This window comes from Myroides odoratus (genome assembly GCF_001549985.1).
In the GTDB taxonomy this organism is placed as follows: domain Bacteria; phylum Bacteroidota; class Bacteroidia; order Flavobacteriales; family Flavobacteriaceae; genus Flavobacterium; species Flavobacterium odoratum_A.
The window spans coordinates 1-12,060 of record NZ_LROZ01000033.1; the positions used below are offsets into that span (position 1 = coordinate 1).

Sequence of the window (12,060 nt, forward strand, 5' to 3'; positions counted from 1 at the left end):
CGGTAAGCTTCAATGCCTTTTGACAACACATATTGAACCGTCGTTTTCGCGCGATTCTCTGATAACTTCTGGTTGTACGTCGCACTTCCGCGGTTATCCGTATGAGAACCTACCTTGATGCGCATCTGTGGATTGCGCTTCATTACTTTCACCAACTTATCCAACTCGATAGAACCTTGTTGGGTAATGTTGAAACGGTCAAACTCGAAGTAAACATCACCTAAGATAATCTCGTCTTTAGTCACAATTACCTCGATCGGACGCAAGCCTACATTAACTAACTGACGACCTCCCTTGCGGTTCAAAGGTACTTCTACAGCCTTCCCTTCAAAGTCATCCATGTCAACTTGTAAGTGGTAAAATTTCCCACAATCTACAACATATTCCACAATACCGCGTTGATCCGTAAACTTCGTCTCAATCAAGTTCTTGCGATCGTCATAGATATCCACACGAGCTCCTGTTAAGATCTTTCCGGTGTCTTTGTGTGTTACTGTCACATACATCTCCGTATTACAAACTGGTTTCGCTTTATAGATATCATCGCGTCCAATGCGGTTCGTGGAGAAGAAACCGATGTCTTTTCCTGGGTAGAAAGAAAAAGCAAAATCATCTTTCGCTGTATTAATCGGTGCTCCTAAGTTCTTCGGCTCTGCCTGTGGAATAGCTAAATCTACTACGTAAACATCTAAACCACCAAAACCTTTGCGGGAATCAGATGCAAAATACAACTTCCCATCCTCTGAAATAAATGGAAACGATTCGCGACCTTCGGTATTGATCTGGCTTCCCATATTCACCGGTGTACCATAGTTACCGTCCTCATCAATATCTACTTTCCAGATATCCGTGCTTCCCATCGTGCCTGGCATATCAGATGAAAAGTACAATGTACGACCATCTTTGCTCACACTTGGGTTACTTACTGAGTAATCGCTACCGTTGAAAGGAACTGGTTCAAAATCCGTCCATTTACCCTTCTTCTTGGTCGCTCTAAAAACGCTAACCTTACCTAGCTTCACGAGTTTAGCCTTGTTCTTGGTGTACTTCCCTGCACGGAAACTCTCCGTAGCAAAGTACATCGTGTGACCATCGCCAGTTACTGTTGCAGGACCATCGTGATACTTCGTGTTCAACTCTGAAACTGGCTCTACATCATACAACGGGTCATCTGCATTTTTATACTTCGCTTGAAAGATATCCAAGTACCCTTGGTTATCCCATCCGTATTTTTTCTTAGACTTGTTGCCCTTGCGCGTAGATGCAAAATAAAGTGTATCACCTACCGTTAAAAAAGCTCCGAAATCATTTCCCTGACGGTCATTGATCCCCGATTCCTCAAAGGTAAACAACTCCTCTTGCGCGCGTAAACGAGGAATGTAATCTGGCTCACGCATAAAAGCAATCGCACGTTGATCCTCCGGGTTGCGCTCTGCGAATTTACGCATCGCAGCATTAGAAGAATCATAACGACCACTTGCCTTAAGCATCTGAGCATAGCGATAGTAAAGTTCCGAATCTAAACTCGGATCCTTCTCCAAAGCCTTCCCGTAGTACTTTGCTGCTTCTACTGTATTGAAGATGTTGTAATAACAATCAGCCAATTGTAAATAAATATAATTATCTGTCTTCGCACCGCGAATTAGCTTCTGGTATACTTTTGCCGCATCTACAAACTCATAGTGCTTGTAGTGATCATCGGCAATCTCTAAGGGAGTTTTGATCGGCTCCTGAGCACTCATACTCTGAGTAGCTAAGAATCCGCCCAATAACAGCGCTAAATAAACCTTTCTTATTTTCATTGTATTCTTTTTATGCTATTAGAAATAACGAGATGAACTTGACACTTTCTTAGACAAGAAGATATCATAAAGCACCATAAACTCATGAGAGCCTTTAGCCACTTTGTTGATATCAGAGGTGATGTAATCATACGCATAACCCACGCGCAATTGTGGAGTAACACGGTAGTTGATCATACCCCCAACAGCATCTTCTAATCGGTAACTAACCCCTGCCTCAATCTTGTTCAAATACATCACGTTCATGTTCAAGTCAAAAGAAACGGGTGAGTTCAACGCGTATTTGATCATGGTCGAAGGTTTCAACTTCCAATCTTGATCCAAATCAAAGACATAACCCCCATTCAAATACATGTGAATCTCGCGTTGTCCAAAGTTCTTCCCATCGTAGTTCAAATAGTATTCTTTTATCATATTGGGTACTCCTAAACCGATAAAGTATTTATCCGTATAGTAGTACGCTCCAATACCTGCGTTGAAAAGCGTAGACTTGCTATCCTCTCCAAATGCAGGGTCATTGGGATCAATGGTATAACCATCTCCAATATCAGAAAACAAATTAGAACTGTGAAACGTAGCTCCTGCTTTGATACCCAAGGCTAATTTATGAACGCCACCTAACTCCAAAGTATAAGAAAAATCTCCGTAAATATTGTTCTCCGTAACAGGACCTATGCGGTCATTGATAAAAGACAATCCAACACCAACTTTCTTACCTACACGACTGTTGATGAAAAAAGTCCCCGTTTCAGGTGCTCCATCAAAACCAGCCCATTGTTTGCGATACAAAGCTCCCATAGAAACAGCATCCTTAGATCCCGCATAAGCCGGATTCACAACACTCATATTATACATATACTGCGTGTATTGTGGATTCTGTTGGGCTTGCACTTCTAGGCAACTAAGTAAACTCAGCACTCCTAATGTTAAATATATTTTCTTCATATACGGTTTAATTTTTTAAATAGTAATAAAAACAACTGTGCGTGGAATCACACACAGTTGTTTATTTGTATTAATAATTAATTTGTACCCAACCTGTAATTGTTTTCTGTACTGTTTCTATAACGTAGAAATAGGTTCCAGATGGTAATTTATTTCCAGATTTGTCTTGTCCTCCCCATGCAGTAGTATACCCTAATCCATGTGTATATACTTCACCTCCATTGCGGTTAAAGACTTTAAAGCTTAACACTTTATAATTCGAAAGATCGAAGAAATCATTTAGTCCATCCCCATTTGGTGAAATTCCTTTTGTAATTAAACAATTAATCTCATCCGCTTTTAATGTGATTGTTTGTTCTTCATAACAACCATCTTTTGTCTCAACATAAACGGTATAGTCTCCTTCTTTACTTACAGTAATTTCCTTGGTATCCGCTGTAAATCCACCTGGACCTGTCCATTCGAACCTTGTAGAATCATCATCAATATTATCTAATACATCAATAACTCTCATATAGTAATTACCATCGTAACAATCCCCATCTAATGCAATTTCAAAACGCTCAAAGATTGTAATCGTTACTTTATGTTCAACGGGGTCTCCACACATATTACTTGGAACTCCATAGTAATAACTCACCTCATAAACTCCAGGAATACTTGCAGCAACATCAATTGCTCCGGTACTGCTATTTAAAGATAAACCGCCTTTCGGTTCTTTAGTTGGGTCTTTCGGTTTAGTATGACTAATCGTTTTATATGTAAACTTCCCTCCTGGAGTAAATTCTGCACCAGGTGTAATTGGCAATTCTTCAATATTATTGATACAGATTGGTCCTTCATAAGAGAACTCCGCATTAAAGTAAACGGTTGCTTTAATTCTCAACATAATTTCAGCATAACCTCTACAGTCTTCATTTTTATCGCGATAAACCTCTACAAAAATCGACTCATTCCCCTCTGATTGATATAAATCATCTATTTCAAATGCATTTCTCTTTGCATTAAAATCTTCTAAGGTATGATAATATCTATGTTTAATGGTTTGTGCTTCAGTATTATTTGCAATAGCCCCTTCCACTAAAGTTTTAATATCAAACATCGCATATCCTACATTTTCCAAATCACATAATTCAATCTTTTCTGGTAAACGAAGGCTAATTGGTTCATAAATTTTAATTACCACTTCATCCTCAGGATTTTCTTCACAAAGATCTTTCTCTACACGTACACGATAGGTTCCTGACTCAGTAACCACTAACTTATTTGTATTAAATAAAGTTGGGTCAAGCATTTCGCCATCTTTAAACCAAGTATATGTCATATCTTCCGTTGATCCTGCCGCAGAAATCTTAGCCTTAATTTCATAAGAGCTACCTGGGCATAAATATTGATCTTCTCCTAAATCTACTTCACATAAAAACTTACAATCTGTCGTACCTGCGCCTGGAGTTCCAACATTTCGTTGTGCCAATTTAATAAACCCAGGTCTTCGTCCAAAATTAGTAATTAAAACAGCATAAATTTGACCTCTACGAGCACCATTAATTGTCAATGTTTCAATATTTCTACCATCATAACTACAATCAACAATATTTCCAACAGGATAATTACTTAAAGTACTCGTATTGTTAGGACAATCTACACCTGCCGGACATGGTCCTAATACTGATTCTGCACAAGCTTCTTCCAAATCATTAAATGGTCCGAAAGCAACAAAGTCAACATCTAATACATCGCCATTTGCTTCCCCATTCGCATCAAAAGAAGTACTTTGTATGATATCAAATACCAAATCTCCATCTGTATCTATTTTCAAGAAATACCATACTGGATAAGGCACTGAACCTAAACACGCTATTCTAAGATTATCTCCTAAAGGAAATTCTACAGGCGTATTATCTCTGTTATTATTAGGGAAAATAATTCCTCCAGGTCCTGCACAAAATGGATTTGCATCTAAAAGATTGGTGCTATTTGTACGCACTACAATTTTTCTCCACATACTAAACACCCCTTCTGCACAAATATTACGCACGTAAAAATAATATGCTTCATTCACTGTTAATCCTGTAGCTGTATATTCTGGTACATCTACACGTATAATATTCGCAGGATCTGGTTCTGCTAAATCTGTAGTTTCAAGTGCAACTTCCCATTGAGTCATTCCTTCTTGAGAGTCCCATCCAAAATTAATATGTTCACTCGCAGCACAAGCTGTTAAACCTGTAACTCTAGGGCAATCTATTTGCTCTAATTTAACATTATCAATAGCTCCAGCTGGATCATCCCCACTACTACCATCATTTCTCCACTCAAAAACAAGACGCAGACTTCTACCAGCATAATTTCTTACATCAATGCCTTCTATAACTTCTGTAAAATTTTCTTGAACATTATAGTTCCTTCCTATTTGTATTCTGTTTGTTCCAGCAGCAATTTGCGTTCCTTGGACAGGATCAAATACTACAGGGACTACCCATACACGGATATAATCACAGCATGATTCTCCTTTAGCTCTCCAATCAAAACTTAATCTAGCTTCAAGTGCATTTACAGGAATTGCTATATCACGGTATGCATGAGTTACTGTTGAGGTATTATTGCTATATGTATTTGTTACACCATTATCTTTTGTAACATATAAAGATTTTGTTCCTCCATTGTTCACAGCTGTACCTACGATCCATTTATTCAATGAGTTACTAATTATAGTCCAATTATTATCTCCTTCAAACCCATCTTCATAAGGTAATTCACCCGGAACATATTGTCCTGTTCTAACTCCTCCATCATTTAATGATACCCAAGTACTCTTTTCTGTAGGGCTACATACCGTTCTAATCCAGACATAATACGTTTCATTAGCTGTAAGGCCTTGTATTGTATAAGGATTCTCTGTAGTAGTTACTGACCCTGTTATTGTTTCACCTGGAGCTGTATTAGTAGTAGAATAGAAAACTTCATACGTATCTTGACCTGTTATAGCTGTCCAAGCAATCGTAATAGTATTATTTGTTCTATCTACTAACTCTACGTTCGTTGGTCTTGAACAAGCAACTACCGATACTTCTAAATTATCAATAGCTGCTGGTGGTTGGTTCCCTCCGCTACCATCTTGTCTCCATTCAAATACTAAACGCATCGTCTGTCCAGCAAATGCATTAACAGCAACTTCTAGGCGTTCTCTTTCAAACGTCGTTTTGTTGTTATATTGCGGGCGTCCTAGTTGAATTCTATCTGCTGCAGCTGAAATTTGAGTTCCGGCAGTAGGTATAAAAGAAGCAGGGACTGCCCATACTCTGAAATAGTCATAAAAAGTAGTTGCAGTAAACCCTTCTCCATTACTAATCCAATCAAAATTTACTGCTAAACTCGATGCATCAGCAGGAATTACAAAATCCTTATAAACATGAGCTACTTGAGCTCCACTAAAATTGTATGTATGTGTTCGTCCAAAATTTTCACTGATATATAGTGCTTTTTGACTTTGATTATGCACTGCATTCCCTACAAACCATTTATTTACAGTCCCATTCTTTTTATACTCAAAGTTAGTCACTCCTTCAAAATCTTCTGTATAAGGTAAAGTAACTGGTGTCATGTCTGTAGCCAAAATAACAGGTCCCGTCCAAGCACTTTGATCATCAGTTCCACAATTAGAGCGAATCCACACTAGATATTGTGTTCCTGGATTTAAGTTGTTAAAAGCATGCGTTGCAGCTGTCACATTCGTTGTAGGTGCTGTAGTCGCTATTGGGCTCTCAGCTCCTTGTGTAATGTATAAATCGTAAGAAGCAGCTGTTCCAGTCCATGTCACTGTTCCACCTGTAGTAGTGATATTACTCGTTTGTATAGAAGTAGCCGCCACATCTCTACAAGTATATTGTTTTATTTTCAAATTATCAATTGCCGCAGGAGGCTGTGTTCCACCACTACCATCTTGACGCCATTCAAAAACAACACGCATGGTTTGTCCAGCAAAAGCTGTTGCATTAACAATGACATTTTCATTTAAAAATACATTATTTCCATTATATGCTGAACGCCCTACTCTTGTACGATTTGTACCAGCCGTTACTTGAGTCCCTGCTGTCGGTGTAAAATTAACAGGTACCACCCACACTCTAAAGTAATCTACTTCCGATGTTTCTCCAACACAACGCCAGTCAAAATTCATCACTAATTCGGTCGTTCCTGCTGGAATAGTAAAATCTTTAAAAGAATGAGACACCTGAGCACCAGCAACTTGATATTCATAAGTAGTTCCATTGTCTTTGCTAATGTACAATGACTTTGTTCCACCATTACTTACCGCTGTTCCAATATGCCACTTATTAGTCGTATCATTTGTATAACCATACGCTACCTCTGTTTCAAAATCTTCTGTATACGGAATTGCTACGGGTACTAAACCTGTACTCACATTTAACCCAGCCCATAAACTTTGATCAGTATCCGAACAATGTGAACGCAACCAAATATAATACTGCGTCAATGGTGTCAATCCTTCGAATGTATGTGTTGTTCCTGTAACAGGAATTACCGTTGCATCTGCTGCAGGTCTATCTGGAGTTGTTCCAATGTACACATCGTAATTGGTTACTCCAGGAGCCGCTGTCCAATTTATTTGTATGCTGTTTCCTGTCAAAGTACCTAATGTCAATGCAGTTGGTTGGTTACACGTAACAACTGCTACAGTCAAATTATCAATTGCTGCAGGCGGTTGATTTCCTCCACTAAAATCTTGTCTCCACTCGAAAACTAAACGCATTGATTGTCCTGCGAAAGCAGAAGCATCAAATACGATATTTTCATTTACAAAAGTCGCTTCATCATTATATTCTGCTCTTCCTAAACGAATTCGATCAGTTGCAGCTGTAATTTGTGTACCTGCAGTTGGTGTGTAAGAAACAGGCACTGCCCATACTCTAAAATAGTCATATTTAGTAGTTGTAAATCCTTCCCCTTTACAACGCCAATCAAAATTAATATTAATGTTTGTAGTCCCTGCAGGTATTGCAATATCTTTAAATGCTTGAGATACTTCTGCTCCATCCGGGTTATATTCATTAGTCGTTCCTCCATCTTTACTAATGTATAAAGACTTTGTACCTCCATGATTCACTGCAGTACCAATATACCATTTATTGTTGGTATGGTTGGTAAAACCAAAGCGTACATCTTCCCCTTCAAAATTCTCTGAATAGGGTAAACTCATTGGTATCAATCCCGTCTTAATAGCTAAGGGGCCAATCCAAGAACTTTGCTCTGTATCAGAGCAGTGTGAACGCACCCAAACGTAATATTGTGTTGATTCTGTCAGTCCTTCAAATGTATGTGTAGTCCCCGTAACAGGCACTACAGTAGCATCTGCTGTAGGTGTTGTACTTGTAGTACTTAAATATAAATCATAATTTGTCACTCCAGTTCTAGCTGTCCAATTCACAGTAAAACTAGTCCCTGCATTAGCTTCTGAAACTAAATTTGTAGGTACCAAACACGTAATCTCTGGACCAAATGTAATTTTCAAATTAGGACGCTCTGCTGTTGCCGATAAATTCGTTGTAGGTGCAGTTGTATCTGTACCTGCTTGAAAATGCATATTTGTAGCAGCCGTTGCTTTAATCTTTAATCCGTTGACTCCATCATTATTTCCACTTCCTCCAAAATTGGTTTCTACCAATACCAATAAATTCTTAACTCCTCCCGTATAATTGAAAGAAGTATGCAAATTAATTGTATTATATCCAACGCTTCCAGGAATAAATCCTCCTTCATACACTACCACAGCTCCATCAATAAAGGAGTTCCAATTTCCAGCAACTAAAGCTTCTGACTCTACTTCTTTTAAATAGATCTTAACAGGTCTATCTCCTTTAATCTCTCCGATATCCCAAGCAAGTTTATTGATAAAACCTACTTGGTTTATTTCAGCAGATGTATAAAGTGCTGCAGAACGCGAATATCCATGATAGCTGCTCAAGGGCTGCCTCATAGAAACTGTACCTGTGCCAATCGTAACCTCTTGTCCATAAGTAAAAAATATACTCAGCAAGAAGCAGAATAACACTGTAATTCTTTTCATACGTTTTAAGTTTTAAGTTAGTTATCGTCAAATATAGAATTTTTTTATACAAAGATTAACAAAATTAAGCCTCTCTGCGTCGACAAACCCTTAGCTACAGAGCTATTTTATTGGTATTCATTTAAAATAACAAATAACTAACCTTACTTATTCTTTTTATTTAAGTTAAAAAATTATCATCATAAATCATAAGCCCCTAAAATAATTAAAAAATAGTTTTTTTCACAAATTCGTATAAGTTCTCAGAAATTCAATCATTTAACCTTATTATTCTTCTATCTATAAGAATAAAAAAAAGTCCCTACCACATAAAGTGGTAAGGACTTCTTAAAATATACTAACTTAATACTTAAAACTCTAATTATTTGAGGATTACAAACTCACTACGTCTGTTGATTGCGTGCTCTTCTTCTGTACAATTCGCTTTACAATCAATCTTCGGTACACTTGGTCCGTAACCTTGTGACTCTAAGCGGTAAGCTTCAATGCCTTTTGACAACACATATTGAACCGTCGTTTTCGCGCGATTCTCTGATAACTTCTGGTTGTACGTCGCACTTCCGCGGTTATCCGTATGAGAACCTACCTTGATGCGCATCTGTGGATTGCGCTTCATTACTTTCACCAACTTATCCAACTCGATAGAACCTTGTTGGGTAATGTTGAAACGGTCAAACTCGAAGTAAACATCACCTAAGATAATCTCGTCTTTAGTCACAATTACCTCGATCGGACGCAAGCCTACATTAACTAACTGACGACCTCCCTTGCGGTTCAAAGGTACTTCTACAGCCTTCCCTTCAAAGTCATCCATGTCAACTTGTAAGTGGTAAAATTTCCCACAATCTACAACATATTCCACAATACCGCGTTGATCCGTAAACTTCGTCTCAATCAAGTTCTTGCGATCGTCATAGATATCCACACGAGCTCCTGTTAAGATCTTTCCGGTGTCTTTGTGTGTTACTGTCACATACATCTCCGTATTACAAACTGGTTTCGCTTTATAGATATCATCGCGTCCAATGCGGTTCGTGGAGAAGAAACCGATGTCTTTTCCTGGGTAGAAAGAAAAAGCAAAATCATCTTTCGCTGTATTAATCGGTGCTCCTAAGTTCTTCGGCTCTGCCTGTGGAATAGCTAAATCTACTACGTAAACATCTAAACCACCAAAACCTTTGCGGGAATCAGATGCAAAATACAACTTCCCATCCTCTGAAATAAATGGAAACGATTCGCGACCTTCGGTATTGATCTGGCTTCCCATATTCACCGGTGTACCATAGTTACCGTCCTCATCAATATCTACTTTCCAGATATCCGTGCTTCCCATCGTGCCTGGCATATCAGATGAAAAGTACAATGTACGACCATCTTTGCTCACACTTGGGTTACTTACTGAGTAATCGCTACCGTTGAAAGGAACTGGTTCAAAATCCGTCCATTTACCCTTCTTCTTGGTCGCTCTAAAAACGCTAACCTTACCTAGCTTCACGAGTTTAGCCTTGTTCTTGGTGTACTTCCCTGCACGGAAACTCTCCGTAGCAAAGTACATCGTGTGACCATCGCCAGTTACTGTTGCAGGACCATCGTGATACTTCGTGTTCAACTCTGAAACTGGCTCTACATCATACAACGGGTCATCTGCATTTTTATACTTCGCTTGAAAGATATCCAAGTACCCTTGGTTATCCCATCCGTATTTTTTCTTAGACTTGTTGCCCTTGCGCGTAGATGCAAAATAAAGTGTATCACCTACCGTTAAAAAAGCTCCGAAATCATTTCCCTGACGGTCATTGATCCCCGATTCCTCAAAGGTAAACAACTCCTCTTGCGCGCGTAAACGAGGAATGTAATCTGGCTCACGCATAAAAGCAATCGCACGTTGATCCTCCGGGTTGCGCTCTGCGAATTTACGCATCGCAGCATTAGAAGAATCATAACGACCACTTGCCTTAAGCATCTGAGCATAGCGATAGTAAAGTTCCGAATCTAAACTCGGATCCTTCTCCAAAGCCTTCCCGTAGTACTTTGCTGCTTCTACTGTATTGAAGATGTTGTAATAACAATCAGCCAATTGTAAATAAATATAATTATCTGTCTTCGCACCGCGAATTAGCTTCTGGTATACTTTTGCCGCATCTACAAACTCATAGTGCTTGTAGTGATCATCGGCAATCTCTAAGGGAGTTTTGATCGGCTCCTGAGCACTCATACTCTGAGTAGCTAAGAATCCGCCCAATAACAGCGCTAAATAAACCTTTCTTATTTTCATTGTATTCTTTTTATGCTATTAGAAATAACGAGATGAACTTGACACTTTCTTAGACAAGAAGATATCATAAAGCACCATAAACTCATGAGAGCCTTTAGCCACTTTGTTGATATCAGAGGTGATGTAATCATACGCATAACCCACGCGCAATTGTGGAGTAACACGGTAGTTGATCATACCCCCAACAGCATCTTCTAATCGGTAACTAACCCCTGCCTCAATCTTGTTCAAATACATCACGTTCATGTTCAAGTCAAAAGAAACGGGTGAGTTCAACGCGTATTTGATCATGGTCGAAGGTTTCAACTTCCAATCTTGATCCAAATCAAAGACATAACCCCCATTCAAATACATGTGAATCTCGCGTTGTCCAAAGTTCTTCCCATCGTAGTTCAAATAGTATTCTTTTATCATATTGGGTACTCCTAAACCGATAAAGTATTTATCCGTATAGTAGTACGCTCCAATACCTGCGTTGAAAAGCGTAGACTTGCTATCCTCTCCAAATGCAGGGTCATTGGGATCAATGGTATAACCATCTCCAATATCAGAAAACAAATTAGAACTGTGAAACGTAGCTCCTGCTTTGATACCCAAGGCTAATTTATGAACGCCACCTAACTCCAAAGTATAAGAAAAATCTCCGTAAATATTGTTCTCCGTAACAGGACCTATGCGGTCATTGATAAAAGACAATCCAACACCAACTTTCTTACCTACACGACTGTTGATGAAAAAAGTCCCCGTTTCAGGTGCTCCATCAAAACCAGCCCATTGTTTGCGATACAAAGCTCCCATAGAAACAGCATCCTTAGATCCCGCATAAGCCGGATTCACAACACTCATATTATACATATACTGCGTGTATTGTGGATTCTGTTGGGCTTGCACTTCTAGGCAACTAAGTAAACTCAGCACTCCTAATGTTAAATATATTTTCTTCATATACG

At 38.8% G+C, this 12,060-nt stretch carries 5 protein-coding genes; all 5 read right to left on the reverse strand.

Translation table 11 applies throughout. The features are described 5' to 3' along the window. The coding region (locus AWV75_RS17950) for an OmpA family protein (RefSeq protein WP_156424210.1) at positions 1 to 1,802 on the reverse strand (1,802 nt) is incomplete at its 3' end. Between the two features lie 18 nt (positions 1,803 to 1,820). Beyond that, positions 1,821 to 2,747, reverse strand: coding sequence for a PorP/SprF family type IX secretion system membrane protein (locus tag AWV75_RS17955; protein WP_060874660.1), 927 nt, complete (start codon positions 2,745 to 2,747; stop codon positions 1,821 to 1,823). A gap of 70 nt (positions 2,748 to 2,817) precedes the next feature. Continuing rightward, positions 2,818 to 8,835, reverse strand: coding sequence for a fibronectin type III domain-containing protein (locus AWV75_RS17960; protein ID WP_060875648.1), 6,018 nt, complete (start codon positions 8,833 to 8,835; stop codon positions 2,818 to 2,820). A 361-nt stretch (positions 8,836 to 9,196) separates the two neighbouring features. Then, complete coding sequence (locus AWV75_RS17965; RefSeq protein WP_082711080.1) at positions 9,197 to 11,110, reverse strand: OmpA family protein; 1,914 nt, start codon at positions 11,108 to 11,110, stop codon at positions 9,197 to 9,199. Positions 11,111 to 11,128: 18 nt separating this feature from the next. Further along, positions 11,129 to 12,060: PorP/SprF family type IX secretion system membrane protein (locus AWV75_RS17970; RefSeq protein WP_317038694.1), on the reverse strand; the 932-nt coding region annotated here is incomplete at its 5' end.